General features: G+C 73.3%; 19 protein-coding genes. 9 read left to right on the plus strand and 10 right to left on the minus strand.

Features of this window, described 5'->3' with window-relative positions:
• Positions 1 to 7: 7 nt before the first annotated feature.
• Positions 8 to 928, minus strand: coding sequence for a PAC2 family protein (locus tag ABZV00_RS24385; protein WP_328425766.1), 921 nt, complete (start codon positions 926 to 928; stop codon positions 8 to 10).
• A gap of 421 nt (positions 929 to 1349) precedes the next feature.
• Here ABZV00_RS24385 and ABZV00_RS24390 point away from each other — a divergent pair, with 421 nt between their 5' ends.
• The 3 genes from ABZV00_RS24390 (at position 1350) to ABZV00_RS24400 (ending at position 3272) form a co-directional block, all read left to right on the plus strand.
• A complete protein-coding gene (locus ABZV00_RS24390) occupies positions 1350 to 2213 on the plus strand; it encodes a peptidase M23 (protein ID WP_355609911.1) in 864 nt (287 codons plus the stop codon).
• A gap of 106 nt (positions 2214 to 2319) precedes the next feature.
• A complete protein-coding gene (locus ABZV00_RS24395; RefSeq protein ID WP_355609913.1) occupies positions 2320 to 2466 on the plus strand; it encodes a hypothetical protein in 147 nt (48 codons plus the stop codon).
• Positions 2467 to 2516: 50 nt separating this feature from the next.
• A complete protein-coding gene (locus ABZV00_RS24400) occupies positions 2517 to 3272 on the plus strand; it encodes an EcsC family protein (RefSeq protein ID WP_328425772.1) in 756 nt (251 codons plus the stop codon).
• 38 nt (positions 3273 to 3310) lie between these two features.
• Here ABZV00_RS24400 and ABZV00_RS24405 read toward each other — a convergent pair whose 3' ends face one another.
• Both ABZV00_RS24405 and ABZV00_RS24410 read right to left on the minus strand, forming a co-directional pair.
• The gene (locus ABZV00_RS24405) at positions 3311 to 4162 is read right to left on the minus strand and encodes a GDSL-type esterase/lipase family protein (protein WP_355609915.1); all 852 of its coding nucleotides are present in this window, start codon (positions 4160 to 4162) and stop codon (positions 3311 to 3313) included.
• Between the two features lie 189 nt (positions 4163 to 4351).
• Positions 4352 to 4999, minus strand: coding sequence for an antibiotic biosynthesis monooxygenase (locus tag ABZV00_RS24410; RefSeq protein ID WP_355609917.1), 648 nt, complete (start codon positions 4997 to 4999; stop codon positions 4352 to 4354).
• Between the two features lie 131 nt (positions 5000 to 5130).
• Between ABZV00_RS24410 and ABZV00_RS24415 the strand changes: the two genes are divergently transcribed.
• From ABZV00_RS24415 to ABZV00_RS24435, 5 genes are all read left to right on the plus strand, one after another.
• Entirely contained in the window at positions 5131 to 5394 is a 264-nt protein-coding gene (locus ABZV00_RS24415; RefSeq protein WP_328425778.1) for a DUF6343 family protein, read from the plus strand.
• Between the two features lie 12 nt (positions 5395 to 5406).
• On the plus strand, positions 5407 to 6819 hold the full coding sequence (locus ABZV00_RS24420) for an NADP-dependent succinic semialdehyde dehydrogenase (RefSeq protein WP_328425780.1): 1413 nt from the start codon (positions 5407 to 5409) through the stop codon (positions 6817 to 6819).
• Positions 6820 to 6887: 68 nt separating this feature from the next.
• Positions 6888 to 7853, plus strand: a complete 966-nt coding sequence (locus ABZV00_RS24425; RefSeq protein WP_355609919.1) for a TIGR03885 family FMN-dependent LLM class oxidoreductase — start codon at positions 6888 to 6890, stop codon at positions 7851 to 7853.
• A gap of 36 nt (positions 7854 to 7889) precedes the next feature.
• Positions 7890 to 9464 carry a Na+/H+ antiporter gene (locus ABZV00_RS24430; RefSeq protein ID WP_355609921.1) on the plus strand — a complete coding sequence of 525 codons (1575 nt, stop codon included), beginning with the start codon at positions 7890 to 7892 and terminating at the stop codon, positions 9462 to 9464.
• Positions 9461 to 9718 carry a UBP-type zinc finger domain-containing protein gene (locus ABZV00_RS24435; RefSeq protein ID WP_355609923.1) on the plus strand — a complete coding sequence of 86 codons (258 nt, stop codon included), beginning with the start codon at positions 9461 to 9463 and terminating at the stop codon, positions 9716 to 9718. The genes ABZV00_RS24430 and ABZV00_RS24435 overlap by 4 nt, the downstream gene beginning before the upstream one ends.
• A 49-nt stretch (positions 9719 to 9767) precedes the next feature.
• On the opposite strand, the gene ABZV00_RS24440 is transcribed toward ABZV00_RS24435, so the two are convergent.
• The 4 genes from ABZV00_RS24440 to ABZV00_RS24455 all read right to left on the minus strand — a co-directional run bounded on the left by ABZV00_RS24440 (position 9768) and on the right by ABZV00_RS24455 (position 15278).
• Positions 9768 to 11525, minus strand: coding sequence for an MFS transporter (locus ABZV00_RS24440; protein WP_355609925.1), 1758 nt, complete (start codon positions 11523 to 11525; stop codon positions 9768 to 9770).
• A gap of 328 nt (positions 11526 to 11853) precedes the next feature.
• Positions 11854 to 12051 (minus strand): hypothetical protein, encoded by a 198-nt coding sequence (locus tag ABZV00_RS24445; protein WP_355609927.1) that lies wholly within the window; start codon positions 12049 to 12051, stop codon positions 11854 to 11856.
• On the minus strand, positions 12044 to 12337 hold the full coding sequence (locus ABZV00_RS24450; protein WP_355609929.1) for a hypothetical protein: 294 nt from the start codon (positions 12335 to 12337) through the stop codon (positions 12044 to 12046). Before ABZV00_RS24450 ends, ABZV00_RS24445 begins: the two co-directional genes overlap by 8 nt.
• 331 nt (positions 12338 to 12668) lie before the next feature.
• Complete coding sequence (locus tag ABZV00_RS24455; protein ID WP_355609931.1) at positions 12669 to 15278, minus strand: glycoside hydrolase family 9 protein; 2610 nt, start codon at positions 15276 to 15278, stop codon at positions 12669 to 12671.
• A gap of 270 nt (positions 15279 to 15548) precedes the next feature.
• Here ABZV00_RS24455 and ABZV00_RS24460 point away from each other — a divergent pair, with 270 nt between their 5' ends.
• Entirely contained in the window at positions 15549 to 16274 is a 726-nt protein-coding gene (locus tag ABZV00_RS24460; RefSeq protein ID WP_355609933.1) for a protein phosphatase 2C domain-containing protein, read from the plus strand.
• A 7-nt stretch (positions 16275 to 16281) separates the two neighbouring features.
• Here the strand turns inward: ABZV00_RS24460 and hrpB are convergent, their stop codons facing one another.
• The 3 genes from hrpB to ABZV00_RS24475 are packed head-to-tail and all read right to left on the minus strand — an operon-like array spanning position 16282 to position 19950.
• The gene (hrpB, locus tag ABZV00_RS24465) at positions 16282 to 18855 is read right to left on the minus strand and encodes an ATP-dependent helicase HrpB (protein WP_355609935.1); all 2574 of its coding nucleotides are present in this window, start codon (positions 18853 to 18855) and stop codon (positions 16282 to 16284) included.
• A 28-nt stretch (positions 18856 to 18883) separates the two neighbouring features.
• Entirely contained in the window at positions 18884 to 19084 is a 201-nt protein-coding gene (locus ABZV00_RS24470) for a DUF397 domain-containing protein (protein WP_355609937.1), read from the minus strand.
• A gap of 41 nt (positions 19085 to 19125) precedes the next feature.
• Positions 19126 to 19950 carry a helix-turn-helix transcriptional regulator gene (locus tag ABZV00_RS24475; RefSeq protein ID WP_355610018.1) on the minus strand — a complete coding sequence of 275 codons (825 nt, stop codon included), beginning with the start codon at positions 19948 to 19950 and terminating at the stop codon, positions 19126 to 19128.
• Positions 19951 to 20051 lie beyond the last annotated feature (101 nt).

The raw sequence follows: 20051 nt of genomic DNA on the forward strand, positions 1-20051 counted from the left end.
CGCCCGGTCAGCTGCCCGGGGTGTCGCCGGGACGGGTCTGTTCGGCCAGGAACCGTTCCAACTCCGCGCCGAGTTCGTCGGCGGTGGGCAGCGGGCCGGCGTCCGGGGCGAGCAGGCTCTTCTCGCCGCGTCCCCGGGAGAACGCGTCGTACTGCTCCTCCAGGGCCTGGACCAGGGCGGCTGCGTCCTCGGTCTGGGCGACCTGCCGGTCGATCTCCACCCGGACCACCTCGGCGGCCGAGCGCAGCCCGTCGCCGGGCAGCAGCAGCCCGGTGCTGCGCGACACCGAGGTGAGCAGCACCTCGGCGGCGGCCGGGTACTCGGTCTGTGCGACATAGTGCGGCACGTGGGCGGAGAAGCCGAGCGCGTCGCGGCCCTGCTCGCCGAGGCGGAACTCGAGCAGGTGACCGACGCTGCCGGGCACCTGGACCCGTTGCAGCCAGGGCTCGTACCCGCCGATCAGCTCGGGCCGGGTGGCGTGCGCGGTGACCCCGGTCGGTCGGGTGTGCGGCACCGCCATCGGGATCGAGTTGAGCCCCACGGTGAGGCGGACGTCCAGCCGGGCGGCGAGCCCGGCGACGGCGGCCACGAAGCGCTCCCACTGCAGGTCCGGCTCGGGGCCGGTGAGCAGCAGGAACGGGGTCTCGTCGTCGTCGTGCAGCAGGTGCAGCTCCAGCTTGGGCGCGTCGATGCTCTCCCAGTGGTCCTCGACGAAGGTCATCACCGGCCGCCGCGAGCGGTAGTCGAAGAGTTGGTCCACGTCGAAGGTGGCGATCGGCCGGCTCTCCAACGAGGTGAGCAACTGCTCGCGGGCCAGCCGGCTGGCGTTGCCGGCGTCCACGAACCCGGTGAGGGCCTGGATCAGGACCGGTTGCCCGAGGTCGGGCAGATCGTCGGTGAGCTCGTAGAGCTCGTGTGGGTCGAGCACCGGTGCGGACCTCCCTGGAATGTGCCTACGGGATACCGACGCAACGGACGGCACCCGGTTCGGGCAACGTACCCGCCATCCTGGTGCATTCCTGCGGCGGGCAATTCGTCGCCCGTCTGATGGGCAGGACTGGACTAATCACCTGATTACCCCGCCAGGTCGGCCCTCGTGGGCCGATCGGCTGAGGGCGGTTCGGCCCAAAGGCCGAGTTTGTCGATCATGTCGTTGGGCGGGGCCGGATGTCCGCTCCTGTCGCCGACCGTGCCGGCCTGCGTGCCGCGCCAGCTTCACCCGGTACGCGAGGTTCGTTCCCCGGGCGGGTCGAGCCGTCCCGCTCGTCCACCAGGGCACCCCCATTCTGTGGCGAGCGCCACATGATCACCGTGCGTGATCGGGGTTTCCCCCTGCCTAGCCTCGGCTGATGCGTGACGACGGAACCCTCGACGACCCGTACGCCCCGAGCAGCCCCACTACCGGTACGGAGGATGGCACCTCATCCGAACGGACAACCGCCGCGAGTCGGCTCCGGGGTTACGCCCGGGACCTGACCGGTCGACGCCGGGCCCAGGTGGCTCTCGCCACCGGCGTGGTCTGCTGCCTCGGCCTGGCCGCTGTCGCGCAGGTCCGTCACGAGACCGCCGACGGGGCGCCCCGGGTCGATTCGCTCGCCAACAGCTCGGAGCTGCTCCAGCGCGCCGACCAGCAGCGCGCCTCCCGGGACCTCGAGCGCGTCGCCTCCTCGAGCACCCCCTCCGCTACCCCCTCCGCCGCCGCGACCTCCGCCGACCCGGACACCACCCCGAAGGCCCGCAAGACCGCGCCGGCGCTCCCGACCGACCCGGCGCCCGTCGCCGGGCTGGACGAGGACCAGATGGAGAACGCCGAGGCGATCGTCCGTACCGGCCGCAAGATGGGTGTCGCCCGCCGTGGCCTGGTGATCGCGGTGGCCACCGCCATGCAGGAGAGCAACCTCTACAACTACGCCAGTGGCGTGCTGCCCGAGTCGCAGGACTACCCGCACCAGGCGATCGGCTGGGACCACGACTCAGTCGGGCTCTTCCAGCAGCGCTCCAGCAGCGGCTGGGGCCCGGTCAGCCGGCTGATGGACCCCGAGTTCGCCACCCGGCAGTTCCTCACCGCGCTGGAGCAGGTGCCCGGCTGGCAGCAGATGCGGCTCACCGACGCCGCCCAGGCGGTGCAGGTCTCCGCGTACCCCGAGCACTACCAGCAGCACGAGTGGCGGGCCACCCGGGTTGTCGAAGCCATCGTGCCGTCCGGGCGGTAACCTGTCGACCACTGTGGACTGTCGCGGTTGAGCCTGTCGCGTCCCGGGTACATCCATTGCGGGTTCGGGGTACACATGACAGAGGGATCACCGACAGGAGGACGTTATGTCACTAATGCAGCGGATCAGCGCATTTCTGAGATCGCCGAAGGGGCAGCAGTTGGTCGACCGGGGCCGGCGCGAGATGGCCAAGCCCGGCAACCAGCAGAAGCTCAAGGGGTTGGCGGCCCGGCTGTCCAACCGCCGGCGCTGACCCTTCCACCGGCCGTCCTGCCCGCCGTACCGACCCCCTGGGGAGACCCGGTGACCGACACCCCACCCGTCGGCGGCCCGCCCGCCGCACCCACCCCCCAACCGTCCGCCGGCCTGCCGGCCGGGCCGGCGGACGCTCCCGAGGGCCCGCCGGCCCGGCTCTGGGACCGGATGCGTGACGATCCGCAGTACGCCCCGGAGCACCTCGCCCTGGAGGCGGTGCGCCGGCTCGCCCCGGAGGCCGCGCAGTGGGCCAGCCGGGCCCGGGCCGATCAGCCCGGTGTCTCGGCCGATGCCCTGGCCGACCAGGCGGCCCGCAAGTTCGTCAACCTGGCCCGCCTCTCCGGTGCGGTCTCCGGCGCGGCCGGGCTGCCCGGCGCCGTGCTCGACGTGGGCGTGCTGGCCTGGACCCAGGCGCGGATGGTGCTGCACATCGCCGCCGCCTACGACGTCGACCCGCTGCACACCGACCGGGCCACCGACCTGCTGGTGCTCCAGCGGGTGCACAAGGTCGCCGAGAGCGCCCGGCTGGCGCTCGGGGTAGCCGCCGGCCGGGAACGCGCCGACGCGCTCTTCGGCCTGGGCGGGCGCCAGCGCCCGCTCGGCCACGTCATGCTGAAGCTGGGCGTCCGGCTGGCCCAGATGGCCGGCGTCCGGGCGGCCAAGCGGATGGTCGCCAAGATCGTGCCCGGTGCCGCGATCGTGCTCGGCACCTGGGCCAACTCGTCGGCCACCAAGGAGTTGGCGGCGCGCTCCCGGGCTCTCTACCGCCCGCGCAGCACCGTGCCGGAACCCCGCCACCCCTGACCGGCACCCCCGCGATCGTCCGAGGGCGTGGGGGCCGGTCAGTCGGCCAGGCCGGAGGAGCGCCAGGTGACGTCGGCGAGCCGGCCCTGCCCGGTGACGTTGGGATGGAACCAGTCCAGCGGGTTCAACATGTCGAGCGTGAACCGGACCTTGTGCACCGCGCCGCCGTCGTGCCGGCAGCGCGAGCCGTACGCCCGGCACGCGGCCACCAACTGGGCGTTGTACGCGTCGATCCGGTCCCGGACGGCGGCCCGGCGGGCCCGGTCGGCGGGCGCCGTCGAGGTCGCCTCGGCCAGCAGGGCCGGGCAGACGCCCCGCCGCCAGGCGCGTACCGCCCGGGAGTCGCCGTGCCCGACCTCCCAGAGCCGGTTCAGGTCGGGGATGCTCACCACCAGCACCCGGGCCTTCGGCCGGCCGGTCCGCAGCACCCGCAGGCCCCGGTCGACGTCGGCCCGGAACTGCGCCACCGGTGTCATCGCGTCCACCCCGCCCCGGCAGACGTCGTTGGCGCCGATCAGCACGGTGACGTAGTCGGCGCGGTCGCGTACCGCTGCCTTCGCCTGGCCCTCCAGCGCGTCGGCGCGGGCACCCGGCCGGGCGTGGTTGTACGTCCGGCCGCGAATCGCGGAGTCCTGGTCGAGTAGCCGCCGGTAGTGGCTCCGCACCCGCAGGCCGTCCCCGGTGGACCAGGAGTTGCGCTCGCAGGAGGTGAGCACCAGGCAGGAGGCGAAGCCGGTGCTGATCGAGTCGCCGAGCGCGGCGATGCCGCCCGGCCCGCCGGGCTGCGGGGTGCCCTTGGTCGGGCGGGGTGTCGCCGAGGTGCCACCCTCGCAGGCCAGCGCGACCAGCGCCGCGAGACAGGCCAGGGCGGCGACCCAGCGTCGAGGCATGACATCCCCCGTCTTCGCGGCACAGAGCGACAGCGCGGTAACTCTATGCGCAGGACGTGGTTTGTCGGGAAGTTGCTGTCGGGTATGCGGCAGAGCGTCGGTATGGCCGCCTCGGGCGTGCTACGGCGCGTCTGACCACCTGTCCCAATGAGCGTGATACCTGTGAGTCATCAATATGCCTCACAGGTATCACGCTCCTTTGTGCATGCCGCCCGGGCGCCTGGCGGGACGGTTGGATGATCGCCGCCACGTCGACGCGGGCCATGGCTGGCCGTGCAGCCACCAGTGCAGCGCCCGGGTGATCTGCGGCAGCACCAGGTAGGTCATCAGCGGGGTCAGGCAGAGCGTCATCAGCAGCACCCGGGCCGCCAGCGGCACGTCGGCGAGAAACCGGGTGGTCAGCAGGGTGGCGGTGAGACTCAGCGGGAAGAACGCCAGCCAGATGGTCACCGCCTGTTTCCATCTCGGCGGCGACGCCGGCGGGATCGGCTCGACCAGTTCCACCCAGTGCTCCAGCGGCGGGTCGAACCAGCCCTCGATCCCGGTGCGCCGCTCGACCCGGGTGTGCTCGACGATGCCCTGCGCCGAGCTGAGCCACCAGCGCCGTTGCGGCGACTCCTCCCACCGGTGCAGCGTCTCGGCGTCGGCGAAGCGGTAGAGCATGTGCCAATCCGCCGAGCCCGGACCGCTCTGCACCCAGCCGGCGCCGAGGAACCCGGGAAACGCCTCGGCCAGCGCCGTGCCGGCCCGCATCCAGGCCACCATCTCGCTGGCCCGGGCCGGATCGGCGCGCCGGGCGATGGCGACGGTCACCGGCACGGTCTGGGTCATGGGCATGCGTCCATCCTGCGGTCGGCGGGGCCGTGGGGCGAACGGGTGTAACCGAGCACACCGACGCACCCGGTGGCGCGACCGACCGGGGTGCCCGGGGCCGGTTAACGCTGGCGATCTGGGGTAGGTCGGAGGGCATGACGAGATCGCAGCCCCGGCGTGCCCGCGGCACGGTCGGCCACGCGAACAGCGCGCTCAACCTCCGACTCACCCTCGCCGGCTTCGGGTTGGTGATCATGGCGCTCTTCGCGGTGTTGGCGTTCTGGGCCGGCATCGCCTGGCTCGGCGTGGTCTGCGCGATCTTCGCCGTGGTCGCCGTGGTCGACCTGGTCGTGATCCAGCGCCGCCGCGCCGCCCGCCACCGCGAGGAGCCGGGCGTCAAGCACTCGCTGTTCGAGTGACAGGAGGACGAGATGCCCATCGCCACCACCAACCCCGCCACCGGACAGGTGCTCAAGACCTACGAGGCGATGTCCACCGAGCAGCTCGACGCCGCCATCGAGCGCACCGACCTCGCGCACCAGCAGCTTCGCGAGACCACCGTCGGCCAGCGCGCCCGGTGGATGAACGCCGCGGCCGACCTGCTGGAGGCCGACCGGGACGAGATCGCCCGGATCATGACCACGGAGATGGGCAAGACGTACATCGCGGCGCAGGCCGAGGTGACCAAGTGCGCCTCCGCCTGCCGGTTCTACGCCGACCAGGCGCCGTCGTTCCTCGCCGACGAGCCGGCCGACGCCACGGCGGTCAAGGCGACCCGGGCGTTCATCCGCTACCAGCCGATCGGTGCGGTGCTCGCGGTGATGCCGTGGAACTTCCCGCTCTGGCAGGTGATCCGCTTCGCCGCACCGGCACTGATGGCCGGCAACACCGGCCTGCTCAAGCACGCCTCGAACGTGCCGCAGACCGCGATGCTGTTGGAGGACGTGTTCCGTCGGGCCGGCTTCCCGGAGGGGGCGTTCACCGCCGTGCTGGTCGGTTCGGACGCCGTCGACCGGATCCTCAGCGACCCCCGGGTACGCGCCGCCACGCTCACCGGCAGCGAGCGCGCCGGCCGTTCCATCGCCCAGGTCGCCGGCCGGGAGCTGAAGAAGACCGTGCTGGAGCTGGGTGGCAGCGACCCGTTCGTGGTGATGCCCTCGGCCGACGTGGACCGGGCCGCCGAGGTGGCCACCACCGCCCGCTGCCAGAACAACGGCCAGTCCTGCATCGCCGCCAAGCGGTTCATCGTGCACACCGACGTGTTCGACGCCTTCGCGGAGAAGTTCGCCGCGAACATGGCGGCGCTGCGGGTCGGCGACCCGATGGACCCGGACACCGACGTGGGACCGTTGGCCAGCCAGGGCGGTCGCGACGAGGTGCACGCCCAGGTGCGCGACGCCGTGGACAACGGCGCGACCGTGCTCTGCGGCGGCGAGCTGCCGCCCGGTGACGGCTGGTTCTACCCACCGACGGTGGTCACCGACCTCACGCCGCAGATGCGGATGTGGAGCGAGGAGGTCTTCGGCCCGGTCGCCGGCCTGTACCGGGTGTCGTCGTACGAGGAGGCGATCGAGGTGGCCAACGGCACCGCGTTCGGGCTCGGCTCGAACGCCTGGACCCGGGACCCGGCCGAGCAGGAGCGCTTCGCCACCGACCTGGACGCCGGCAACGTCTTCATCAACGGGATGACCACCTCCTTCCCGGAGCTGCCGTTCGGCGGCGTGAAGAACTCCGGCTACGGCCGGGAGCTGTCCGCGCTGGGCATGCGGGAGTTCTGCAACACCAAGACGGTCTGGGTGGGCGAGGGCGCCGCGTCGGCCGGCGCCGGCGCGCACGCCGAGTAACCGGCGCGGACCGGGCGGCCGGAGCGGGGCGGTTCAACCGGACGCCGTCGTGGGTAGGAAGTGCGCCCATGACGGTGTTCGGGTTTCACGCGTCCCATGAGCAGATCCACCCCCGTGCCCTGCTGGAGGCGGTGATGCACGCCGAGCGGGCCGGCTTCGACGCCGCCATGTGCTCGGATCACTTCTCCCCGTGGAGCGTCCGGCAGGGCGAATCGGGCTTCGCCTGGTCCTGGCTGGGTGCCGCGTTGCAGGCCACCGGCATGTCGTTCGGCGTGGTCAACGCCCCTGGCCAGCGCTACCACCCGGCGATCATCGCGCAGGCCATCGGCACGCTCGGCGCGATGTACCCGGGCCGGTTCTGGGCCGCGCTGGGTACCGGTGAGGCCAGCAACGAGCACATCACCGGTGATCCATGGCCACGCAAGGACGTACGCGCGGCGCGGCTGCGCGAGTGCGTGGACGTGATCCGGGCGCTGCTGGCCGGCGAGGAGGTCAGCCACGACGGCCTGGTCCGGGTGGACCGCGCCCGGCTGTGGACCCGCCCCGAGGAGCCACCGGCGCTGGTCGGTGCCGCGGTCAGCATGGCCACCGCCCGCTGGTGCGCCGAGTGGGCGGACGGGCTGATCACGGTGAACGCGCCGGTGGCGCACCTCCGCGAGATGATCGACGCGTACCGGGACGCTGGCGGGCGCGGGCCACTGCACCTGCAGGTCCACGTCAGCTGGGCACCGGAGCAGGCACAGGCCGAAGCAATCGCGTACGACCAGTGGCGCAGCAACGTCTTCGCCCCGCCGGTCTGCTGGGATCTGGAGACCGCCGAGCACTTCGACATGGTCTCGGCCGACGTACCGGCCCAGCGGGTCGCCGAGGTGGTGAACGTCTCGGCCGACCTCGGCCGGCACGTCGGCTGGCTGGAGGAGTACCTGGAGCTCGGCTTCGACCAGATCGCCCTGCACCACGTCGGGCAGGAGCAGCGAGGGTTCATCGACGCGTTCGGCGCCGAGGTGCTGCCGAAGCTGCGCCCGGGCGGCTGATCGGGGTCCGGCCCCCGGACCCCTAGGCTCGTACCCATGGAGAGCCTGTTTCCGGTCGTCGTCTTCCTGGCGATCGCCACCCTGGGCGCGGCGCTGGCCCGCCGGCTCGGCCTGCTCGCGCCGATCCTGCTGGTCGTACTCGGCCTGGCGCTCTCCTTCGTGCCGGGCTTCCCGCAGGTCCGGCTCGACCCGGAGCTGGTGCTGGTCGGCATCCTGCCGCCGCTGCTCTACGTCGCCGCGCTGGAAACCTCGGTGCCGGCGTTCAAGAACAACATCCGGCCGATCCTGCTGCTCGCCGTCGGCCTGGTGCTGTTCACCGCGTTCGTGGTCGGACTCGTGCTGCACCTGCTGCTGCCGCAGGTGCCGTTCGCGATCTGCCTGGCCCTCGGCGCGGTGGTCGCCCCGCCGGACGCGGTGGCCGCCACGGCGGTCGCCCGGCGGGTCGGCCTACCCCGTCGGGTGGTCACCATCCTGGAGGGGGAGAGCCTGGTCAACGACGCCACCGCGCTGGTGCTGCTGCGGGTCGCGACGCTGGCCACCATCGGCTCGGCGGTCGGCACCGCCGAGGTCGCCATCGAGGTGCTGCGGGCCACCGGCGGCGGCATCCTGATCGGCGCCCTCGGTGCGGTGGTCTTCGGCTTCCTACACCGGCGGATCAACGACCCACTGCTGGACAACGCGCTGTCGTTGATCATCCCGTTCGCGGTCGTGTTCGCCGCCGAGGCGGTGCACTCCTCCGGCGTGGTCGCGGTGGTGGTCACCGGGCTGGCACTCGGTCACAAGCTGCCCCAGTTGCTGTCGGCGGCCTCCCGGTTGCAGGTCGGGGCGTTCTGGCGACTGGCCCGGTTCCTGCTGGAAGGGCTGGTGTTCCTCCTGGTCGGCCTCCAACTGCGGGAGGTGCTGCGGGACCTCGACGAGCCGATCGGCTCGCTCATCACGATCACCCTCGCGGTGCTCGCCACGGTCTTCCTCACCCGGTTCGTCTGGCTCTTCCCGGCCACCTACCTGGCCCGGCTGGTGCCCCGGATCCGCCGCCGGGACGAGACCCCGTCGCCGAAGTTCCCGATCATCATCGGCTGGGCCGGGATGCGTGGCGTGGTGACCCTGGCCGCCGCGCTGGCCCTGCCGCTGACCCTGGCCGACGACGCGCCCTACCCCCGGGCGCTGTTCATCTGGTTGGCCTTCGCGGTGATCGTGGTCACCCTGGTCGGCCAGGGAGCCACGCTGCCGCTGGTCGCCCGCCGGCTGAAGCTGCCGCAGGACGACCCGGTGCAGGACGCGCTGTCGGCCGCCGGGGTGCAGCAGCAGGCCAGCCGGGCCGCCCGGGACCGCCTCGACGCGCTGGCCGCCGACGCACCGGCGGCGGTGGTGGACCGGCTGCGCCGGGCGCTGGACGACCGCACGAACCTGGCCTGGGAACGCCTCGGTGGCGCCGAGCGGGAGACCCCGTCCCAGGCGTACGGTCGGCTTCGACAAGAGATGATCGACGCCGAGCGGGACGTCTTCCGGGCTGCCCGGGACGCCGGTCGGATCCCCGAGGAGGTGCTGGTGCGGGCCTATCGTGACCTGGACCTGGAAGAGTCGTTGCTGCGGCAGGAGGTCGAGAAGTGAGCTGTCAGCACCTGACCGAGGCCGGCGCCGTGGAGTCGGGCACCACCGAGGAATGCCCGGACTGCGTCGCCATCGGAGACGCCGACTGGGTGCACCTGCGAGCCTGCCTGACCTGCGGGCACGTCGGCTGCTGCGACTCGTCACCGAACCAGCACGCGACGAAGCACTTCGAGTCCACCAGCCACCCGGTGATCCAGTCGGTGCAGCCCGGCGAGACCTGGCGCTGGTGCTACGTCGACGAAGAGATCGGCTGACGGGCCCGACGACTGGAGGCGGCCCGGCCGTCAGCGTCGGGACGAGTCCTCAGCCGAGCCGACGGACGAGGAACTGCCCGGGCCACGGGTCCCGTCCCGGTCGCGCGACAGTGAACGAGTCGGTAGTGGTGAAGCTGCAGCGCTCATAGAAGCGGACCAGCGCCCGATCGTCGCCGCCGTAGCAGTCCACCCGGAGCAGCCCCAGCCCCCGCGACCGGGCCAGTTCCGCGGCGTACTCCAGCAGCCGCGCCCCGATCCCCAGGCCGGCGTGCTCCCGGTCGGTGACCAACAGCCGCACGTAGAGTTCCGGCTCGGTGGCCGGGGGCACGTCGTCGCTGGCGGCGCCGACCACCAGGGCGCCGACCGGGCGGTCGTCGCGCATCGCCAGGTGCAGGCCGCCGCCCGAGGCCCAGCCGTCGGCCTGGGCGATCCGGCGTGGATCCGTCGACGCCGGCTCGGTGCCCCACTGACCCGTCCGGCCGCGCGCCGCCAGCCAGGCGGTAGCGCCGTCGAGCAGCCGCAGCACGGTCGCGGCGTCGTCGGGACCACCGGGGCGAATGGTGATGATGCTCTGCTGGTCGGTCACGCCCACCATGCTGCTACACCCTGGGCGGGTGGCCAACGCCCACCGGGTCAGCGCCGGGATGGCCAGGCCCACCACGGCGAAGAGCCCGCCGACGGCCAGCCAGCCGGGCACACCGCCGTCGAGCACCACCAGCGTCAGCAGGGCCGGGGCGACGGCGCGGGCCAGACCGGCGAGCATCCCATCGGCACCCTGGTACGCGCCGACCGCGTCCGGCGGAGCGAGATCGTAGGCGAGACCGGCCCCGGCGGTGCTGTGCCACAGATCGCCGACGGTGTAGACGACGGTGGCGACCAGCAACAGCGTGACCGCCGAAGCGGTGGGCAGGGTGGCGGTGGCCGCGTACAGCAGCATCGCGGCGGCCAGCACCAGGCCAGCCCGGCGCATCTTCCGGGCCGCCGGGGCTGCGGCGTCCGCGCCCCGGCTCAGCCGCACCGCCAGCAGTACTGTGAGCAGCGTGTTGGTCAGCAGCACAGCCGACACGACGGGCGGAGGCGCCGCGACCAGGGTCACCGCCCAGAGCGGCACCACCAGCGTGAGTACCGTCTGGTGGAGGGCGAGCACCGCCGACGCACCGCTCACCGCGAGGAAGCGGCCGTTGTGCAGCGGACGACCCCGGCGGAGAGCAGCGGCCGTCGCGGGGTGCGGGGGCGGCGGGAAGGCCGGCAGCCGCAACAGCAGCGCCGCCGACACCAGATAGCTGGCCGCGTTGCCTGCCACCAGGATCTGGTACGCCAGATGCGTGTCGGCGGCCAGCGCGAACCCGGCCAGCCCCGCCCCGAGCGCGATGCCCAGGTTCGCCACCGCCCGCAGCGTGGCGAAGGCGTGCACCCGCCCCTGCGGGCCGGCAACGGCGGCGACCAGCGCGGCGCGGACCGCTAGGTTGCCAGAGGTCAACAGCAGCTCGAGCACCGCGACGACCAGGAACATCGGGAACGAGCCGACCAGCAGGTACGCCGCGGCAACCGCCGCCTGGAGCACCTGCAGGACGGCTCGCAACGTACGCGGGTCGCGCCGGTCCGCGAGCCCGCCGAGCGGCACGCTGGCGGTCAGCCCGACCAGCCCTGCGACGCTGAGCCCGGCGCCCACCTGGACAGCGGAGAGTCCCACGACCCGGGTGAGGTAGAGAGCCGCGCCGGTCAGCCACAGCCCCGCGCCGACGGAGTTCGCCAGGGTGGCGAGGGAGAGGGTGCGCAGCCGCCCGGACGGGGGAAGCGGCGACATGTCCCGCATCAGCGCCGGCAGGGCAGGGTGGCCGGGACCTCCTTGGTCAGCTCAACGCTCTCGGTGTCCAGATCGAAGGTTATGTCCCCGTTGGCAGTCATGGTGCCGACGCTAGGCAGGCTGGGCGGAGCCGGCAGTCCCGAACGACGCGAGGTCGGTCACATCGCCCCTGACCGGCGTTACGGTGACGCCCAGCGCTGGATGTGGTGGGCGTCGCACCAGCGCGGCGGGCGGTCGCAGCATGGGAAGGCGCAGCCGCCCGGTCGCGGTTCTGGGTACTCATCGGTGGGTCGGGCGCGGGAGGTGTTGGCGTTTGTGCCAGGCGGGCTCAGCGGTCCGCGTAGTCAACGCGGCGTTCGGTGGCCATGCAGGAGACGAGGCAGCGTTCCTTGGCGTCGCCGCTCAGCCGGGCGGTCCAGTCGGTGAGGCCGCCGTCGCCGACTTCCAGGCTGCCGCCCAGGACGGTGATCCGTGGGGCACAACCGGTGTAGTAGCCGCGACCGCGCGTCCGCTCCGGCTCATCCACGAGCCGCACCGCCCCCGTCGAGTGCCGGTCGGACGGTGTCGGCCAGTCGCTCCCGGACGAACCGGTCGTCGAAGACCGTGATGTGCAGCTGGGGCGCTGCTGCGGGTGTCAGCTCGGCGAGGACGGTCCTCCAGTAGGTGAGGTGCCGGATCAGTAGCCGGGCCTCTGTGACGCCCGAACCCGCGTCGCGGGCGCTGGACAACAGGGCGAAGAGCCGGAAGTGCGCCGACGCGCCGGTGCCGAAGTCCTGCGCCCGCAGCACACGATGGGCGGCGGCAATGTGCACCTCGCTACGTCGGCGGCGACGCGCGGCCGCCTCGACCTGGCCACGCCCAGCAGCAGGGTACGCAGGTCCGCGCCGGACAGGCCGGCCAGCGCAGCCCGCGTCCCTGCCGGCATCGCCGCCCACACCCGACGTTCCGCGTCGGTCAGTTCGCCGCCATCCACGGCCCTCACAATGGCTCACGGGGCGGGCAGGGCCAACGGGGTTTCTTGCGTGTTCGGTGAGTCGTTCACGTCATCAGCTCGAAAGCGCCAGCCGAAAGACACGATGACCGCCAGCGGCCCGAGGCCCCCGCTGGTGGCCGCCCACAGCGGACGGCCACCAGGAGTCGGGGTCAGGAGAGGGTGCAGGGCGCCCCGTTGACGGTGACCAGGCCCGGGTTGGGGTTGGCGCCGCCGCCGGTGGTCGCGTTGAAGCCGAACGTCACGGTGCCGCCGGGCACGATCCGGGCGTTGTACGACTCGTTGCGCGCGGTCACCGTCGCGCCGGACTGGGTGACCTTCGCCAGCCACGCCTCGCGTACCCGCTGGTCCCCGGTGAACGCGAATCGCACGCTCCAGCCGTTGACGGCCGTGGCGCCGGTGTTGCGCACGGTCAGCTGTGCGGTGAACCCGGTCCCGCCGTGCCAGGCGCCGTAGTTGGTGTAGCGGACCGCGCAGGTGGTGGCCGGCACCGAGCCGGCGTCACCCTGGTCGGCCAGGAACGAGGCGATCCAGGCCAGCGCCGAGTTCCAGTTGATCGCCACCTCGTTGGTCGCGTACGAGTTGATGTCGTCGACATAGCAGAACATCGGCTCGCAGCCGGCGAGCAGTTGCGCCGCGAACGGGTCCTGGAGGGCGGCGTTCGCGCCACCGGCGAGGGAGCCGGCGGGTGGGTTCGGCAGGTTCGGGTCGAGCTGATGGCCGAAGATCCGGCTGTGCTGGTTCTCCGCCGCGTGCTCGCCCCACCCGGTGACGTAGGAGATGTTCAGCGCGTTGCGGCCGAGCAGGTAGTCCATCGCCTGCACGGCGCCGTCGCGGTAGTCGGCGTCGCCGGTCAGGTCGAAGGCGGTGGCCAGCACGACGGCGTTGTTGATGATGTTGCTGTTGGCGCCCCAGAAGTAGCTGCCGGCGTCCCCGGGCATCGGCAGCCCGTACGCCTGCCGGCGCAACTCGGCGAGGTACGCGTCGGCGGCGGCGGTGACCGAGGCGCGGACCCGGGTCAGCTCGGCGGCGGGTAGCCCGTTCGGCACGGTGGCCAGGTCGAGGCGGCCGAGCGCGGCGGTGCTCTGCCAGCCGAAGCCCTGCGGGCCGAACACGTCCCCGGTGTGGTGCGGCGAGGCGGTCAGGTCGCTCAGGTAGGTCTGCGTGCCGGTGCTCAGGTACAGCTCGACCGCCGCCCAGTAGAACTCGTCGGTGACGGTCGAGTCGTCGTACGCGCCGCCGCCGGTGCCGTCGGTGGGGCTGGCGTACACCGCTGGATGGGCCTTGGCCGCGGCGTAGGCCGTCGTCGCGGCGGTGGCGCAGCGGCCCGAGAACGCCGCGTCGTAGGGGGCGTAGAGCCGTGCGCACTGGGCGGCGGTGGCGGCCAGGTTGAGGGTGGCTGCGGTCGACGGCGGGTGCAGCTCGCGGGGCTGCGGGTCGTCGTGGGGGGCGAGCGGCAGCCCGGTCCAGTTCCGGTCGTGGATCTTGTGGTGCGCCATTCCGGCGAGCGGCTGGCCTGCGGGCACCTGCATGCGCAGCAGGAACTCCAACTCCCAGCGGGCCTCGTCGAGGATGTCCGGTACGCCGTTGGCGCGCTCGGGTACCCGCAGTGTGCCGTCGGCCAACCCGGTGCCGCCGGCCGCGGTGGCCGCCGTTCTGGTCCGCTCGAAGGTGTTCAGCAGTTGGTAGGTGGCGATGCCGCCGTTGACCACGTACTTGCCGTGGTCGCCGGCGTCGTACCAGCCGCCGCGCACGTCCAGGGAGTAGTCGCAGATGCCCGGTTGGCAGGGCACGCTGGTGTCGCCCTGGTTGGGTGCCACGCCGAGGTGGCCGGCGGGTCGGGCGTACTCGTCGCCGATCAGGTCGCCGTCGATGGCGATGCCGCTGCGCTGGGCGTAGAAGAACTGGAGCGAGTCGGCGCGCAGCCGGTCGTACAGGGTGCCGGAGATGTCGAACGGGTGACTCGTCTCGCCGTCCACGGTCAGCGTCAGCCCGCTGCCTGGGGTGCGGTAGCTGGAGAAGTCGGCCGTCTGCACGTTCTGCCCGGAGGCGTCGTCCACGCCGCGGGCGGTGGTGGTGCCGCTGGCCAGGACCGCGCCGCCGGCCGAGCGCAACTGCCACGGCAGCGGTTCGGTGGCCGTGGTGACCACGGTGGCGTTCTTCGGGCCGCCGGGCAGGTAGCCGACCTGGTTGACCCGCACCCGTGGCCCGGTGTCCGGCTCGTACGGCTCGGGCGGCTCGCCGCCGCGCAGCGAGACGTCGTCCAGGCAGACGGTCTGCGTCTCGACGGCGCCACCGACCTGGAAGATCAGCTGGGCGGCGGGGTTGTCGTTCGGGACGGTGAAGGTCTGCTCGACCCGCTGGGCGGTGCCGGTCGCGGTGGCGTCCACGGCGGCGTACGTCGTGTACGGGGCACTGCCGAGCTGCAGGACGGCCTTGACCGCGGTGCCGGGAGTGGCGGAGACGGCGAAGCCGAGGGTGTATTCGGCTCCGGCGATCAGCGGCACGCCGTCCTGGCCGATGCCGGCGTCCCACGGGTTGGCCAGCCCGCCGGGGACGGTGGTGCAGAGCCGGCCGTCGGTCACCGCGAGCGCGCCGGTGCCGAAGGAGAACCAGGGGCTCACGCCGCCGCTGAAGTCGCCGTTGTCGATCTGCTCGGGGGCGTCCGGTGGCGGGTCGGCGTGGGCCGGGCCGGCGCCTGCGGCGGTGAGGGCCAGGGTGGTCGCCGCGGCCAGCAGGAGGCGGCGTCGGGATGGCGTCACGGGGGAGTCCTTCCGGGACGGGAAGTGAAACGGTGGCGGCGGAAGCTGGGAGCGCTCCCAGGTGTCGGCTCGATGTTTCCAGCGCGTCAGAGGCATGTCAATCGATCTGACTGGATGGCTTTCGGTGCCCGACTAGGGCGGCCGGCCAGCACGACGCCGGTCCGGGGTGCCGCGACGCGCCGTTGCGGACACGTGAGATTGGCCGCGCCACGCCCCGTCGTCCTGATCTCCTAGAGACAACTGCGCCCTTCGCCTGGCAGGCTGCCTCCCATGACCCTGAAGCTGCGTTCCGTGGGAACGAGCGACCGTGGGCTGATCCGCAGTGGAAACCAGGACGCCCTGCACGCCGGGACCTGGCTCGTCGCCGTCGCCGACGGCATGGGCGGGATGGCGGCCGGTGACCTGGCCAGCGCGCTCACCATCGACGCGGTCGCCCCGCTCGACGTGGAGACCCCCGAGGACGCCCTGGTGGCCGCGCTCCAGGGCGGCATCGCGGTGGCCACCGCGCGGATCCGGCAGGCGGTTGCCGAGGATCCGGAGCGCCAGGGCATGGGCACCACGTTGACCGCCCTGCTCTTCGCCCGTACCGGCAGCTGCCTGGCCCTCGCGCACGTCGGCGACTCCCGGGCCTACCTGTTCCGCGAGGGCGTGCTCAAGCAGGTCACCAGGGACGACACCTTCGTCCAGATGCTGGTGGACCAGGGCGTGATCACCGCGGACCAGGCCAGCAGCCATCCGCGCCGGGCGGTGGTCACCCAGGCGCTCCAGGGCGACGACGTCTCCCCGTCCTACGCGACGATGGTGCCCCGGGTCGGCGACCGGTGGCTGCTGTGCAGCGACGGGCTCTCCAACGTGGTCCGTCCGGACACCCTCGCCGAGGTGCTCACCGGCTACCCGGACCGCGCCGCCTGTGCTGGCAAGCTGATCGACCTGGCGCTGCACGCCGGTGGGCCGGACAACGTCACCGTGGTGGTGGCCGACGTGGAGGAGGAGTAACCGGCGTTCAGCGCCGGCGTGGCGTGGCCCGCCGGGTGGGCGTCGCGGTAGCCGGGTCCTCTGGCCACGGGTGCCGGGGGTAGCGACCGCGCAGCTCGGCGCGGACCTGCGGATAGCCGGTGCGCCAGAACGACGCCAGGTCGGCGGTGACCGCCACCGGCCGCCCGGCGGGGGAGAGCAGGTGCAGCAGCACCGGCACCCGCCCGTCGCCGATGCGGGGGGCCGCGGGCCAGCCGAACGTCTCCTGGAGCTTCACCGCCAGCACCGGCGCTGCCGGGTCGCTGTAGTCCACCCGGATCCGTGAACCACTGGGCACATCGATCCGCTCCGGTGCCAACTCGTCCAGTTGGGCGGCCTGCTTCCACGGCAGCAGCCGGCGCAGCGCCGAGGCGACGTCCACCCGGGCCAGGTCGGCGCGGCGCCGGGCGGCGGCCAACTCCGGGCCGAGCCAGGTCGGCGCGGTGGCGAGCAGCGCCTCGTCGCCCACGTCCGGCCACTCGGCGCCGAGGTGGTGCCGGCCGAAGGCCAACCGCTCGCGCAGGGCCCGGGCCGCTGGCGTCCAGGGCAGCAGTCCCAGCCCTTCCTGGCGCAGACCGGTCAGCAGCGCCTCCGCCACCTGCGCCCGGTCCGGGCGGTCCAGCCGGCGCTCCTGCAGCTCGATCGCGCCCAGTCGGGTCACCTCCCGGGCCACCACGTCTCCGTCGGACCAGCCGACCTCCCGGCGCGTGGACAGCAGCGGCCCGGCGGCCTCGCGGGCCGTCGCCTCGTCCAGCGGCGTGGCCCGGCGGATCCGCGCCGAGGGCGCGCCGGGGGTGCGGTCCGCGACGGCCACCGCCAGCCAGTCGGACCCGGTCAGCCCCGACCCGGCCGCCAGCTCCGCGGCGGTCCCACCGGTCATCAGGTACGCGGACCCGCCCGGCCGCCGGACCCGGGCCAGCCGTTCCGGGTACGCCAGCCCGACCAGCAGCCCGGCGGCCAGGTCGTCGGTCAGCCCAGCTGAGCCGGCACGTCCGCCGGCTCCCGGACCGCTCGCTCGGGCGGCCCGGTCGGCGTCGCCACGGCCCTCGGGTGTGGAGCCGGCGGGCAGCGCGGCGCGCAGCCGGCGTACCTCGCCTCGCCAGCGGGCGGTCGCGGCCGGGTCGACCCCGGTCCGCAGCCGGCGCCAGCCGGCGGTCAGGTCGTCGCCCGGGCCGGCCGCGCTCTCCTCGGAGAGCAGGGCCACCACCTCGGCCGTCCGGTCGGCGCCGACCCGTCCGGCGCCGTCGAGCAGAGCCCGGGCCAGCCGCGGGTGCGCGCCGGTGGCGGCGATGGCCCGCCCCCGCCCGGTGATCCGGCCGTCCGCGTCGACCGCGCCCAGGGTGGTCAGCGTGTCCCGGGCCACCGCCATCGCCGCAGCCGGTGGCGGGTCGGGCAGGGCGAGCCCGACGCCGTCCGGCCGGCCCCAGGCGGCCAGCTCCAGCGCGAAGCCGGTCAGGTCGGCGGTGGCGATCTCCGGCTCCGGCCGGGCGGGCAGTCGCTCGTGGGTCGCCGCGGACCAGCAGCGGTAGACGGACCCGGGGGCCTCGCGGCCGGCCCGGCCGGCCCGCTGGGTGGCGGCGGCTCGGGAGACCGGCACGGTGATCAGCGCGCCGAGCCCGCGGGCCAGGTCGATGCGGGGCACCCGGGACAGTCCGGCGTCCACCACCACCCGGACGCCCGGCACGGTCAGGCTGGTCTCGGCCAGCGCGGTGGCCAGCACCACGCGGCGTCGATCTGCCGGACGCAGGGCGGCGTCCTGCTCGGCGCCGCGTTGCCGGCCGTGCAGCGGGAGCAGCGCGACAGTGTCCCGCAGGTCGGCCAGTCGGCCGGTGACCGCCGCGATCTCGCCGGCTCCGGGCAGGAAGACCAGCACGTCGCCGTCGTGCTCGCGCAGCGCCCGCCGGACGGTGGCCGCCACATGGTCGAGCAGGGACCGGTCCACCGGACCGGCTCCGGGCGGGGCGATCGGCCGGGGCGGCGGCGCCCAGATTCGCTGCACGGGGTGCAGCGCGGACTCGGCCCGTACGACCGGGGCCGGGCTGGGCCCGCCGAGCAGAGCGGCGAAGCGGTCGGTGTCCGGGGTGGCGGACATCGCCAGCAGCCACAGGTCCGGCCGGAGGGTGGCCCGCGCCTCCACCGTGAAGGCCAGTGCGAGGTCGGCGTCGAGTTGTCGCTCGTGGCACTCGTCGAGCAGCACCGCGCCCGTGCCGGGCAGCTCAGGGTCGTGGTGCAGCCGGCGGACCAGCAGGCCGGTGGTGACCACCTCCACCCGCGTGGCCGGGCTGACCCGGCGCTCGCCGCGTACCGCGTAGCCGACACGGTCGCCGACCCGCTCGCCGAGCAGTTCGGCCATCCGCCGGGCGGCGGCGCGCGCGGCCACCCGGCGGGGTTGCGCGATCACCACCCGGCCGGTCACCCGGTCGGCCACGGCCAGCGGCGCGAGGGTGGTCTTGCCGGTGCCCGGCGGAGCCACCAGGACCCCGGCGCCGGCCGCGTCGAGCGCCGCGATCAGCGTCGGCAGCACCGGGCGTACCGGCAGGTCCAGGGTTACGTCAGAGAGCACGGCCAAGTCTCGCACCGGCCCGGGTGGGTCAGTTGCGGCGCACCTCGCCGACGCCGCGCAGGAAGGTAAGCCAGGCCGACGGGCCGAAGGCGAGCACCGGGCCGGAGCGGTCCTTGCTGTCCCGGACGGCGACCTGACCGTCGGCTGTCGCGACCTCCACGCAGTTGCCGTTGCCACTGCTGCGCGTGCTGGTGCGCCAGTCCGCCCGGGTCAGGTCGAGCGCCGTCATCCGCGATACCCCTCGTCTGCGTCGGCGTGCCGCAGAAGCGGTCACGCAAAGTTACGAGAAGCCTGCTCGATGCGGGTCAACGACGCCGCCGGATCGAGCGCCATCCGGCAAAGCTCCTCGTGCAGAAGGCTATACCCGAGCACTTGATCGGCATCCTCCAGCGCCAGTCCCATCGTGAGGTTATCCAGGTAAACCACGGACGCGTCGGCGGCCTCGGCGAAGTTGAGGATCACGTACGGTGTGCTCATCGCGGGGTGCCCGCCGGCCGCGAACGGCAGTACCTGGATTGTGACGTTGGGTAACTGCGCGATCCGGCTCATGTGGACCAACTGTTCGGCCATCACGGCGGCGCCGCCGACCGGGCGCAACAGCACCGCCTCGTTGACCACCGCCGACAACTGGACCGGGTTGTCGCGGCGCAGCACCTCCTGCCGGTGCAGCCGAGCCGCCACCTTGCGCTCCACGCCGTCCTCGCCGGCGGTGCGCCGGTAGATCTCCCGGGCGTACGCCTGGGTCTGCAACAGCCCCGGCACCGACTCGGCCTCGTACGTGCGCAGCGCCGCCGCCTCGGCCTCCAGCCCGACGTAGAACTCGAACCACTCGGGCAGTACGTCGCTGTAGTTCTGCCACCAGCCGCGCTGCTGTGCACCCCGGGCGATCTCGATCAGCGCCTCGGCGTCCGCCCCGGTCACCTCGTAGAGCGCGAGCGCCGCCCGGACGTCGCGCGGCTTGATGCCGATCTGGGCGGTCTCGATCCGGGAGAGGTTGCTCTTGGACATGTCGAGCTGGCGCGCGGCGACATCGAGGGTCATGCCCGCGCGTTCCCGGAGCTGGCGGAGCTCCCGAGCGATTCGTCGACGGCGCACGGTCGGACTGGCGGCGGGTCGGATGGCGGGGGTGGCGGTCACCGTCCGAGTCTGTCACGACAAGATCCGCAGGTCGCACATGCACGGAGTGCAACTTTCAA

This window comes from Micromonospora sp. NPDC005173, from assembly GCF_040608515.1.
In the GTDB taxonomy this organism is placed as follows: Bacteria; Actinomycetota; Actinomycetes; order Mycobacteriales; family Micromonosporaceae; genus Micromonospora.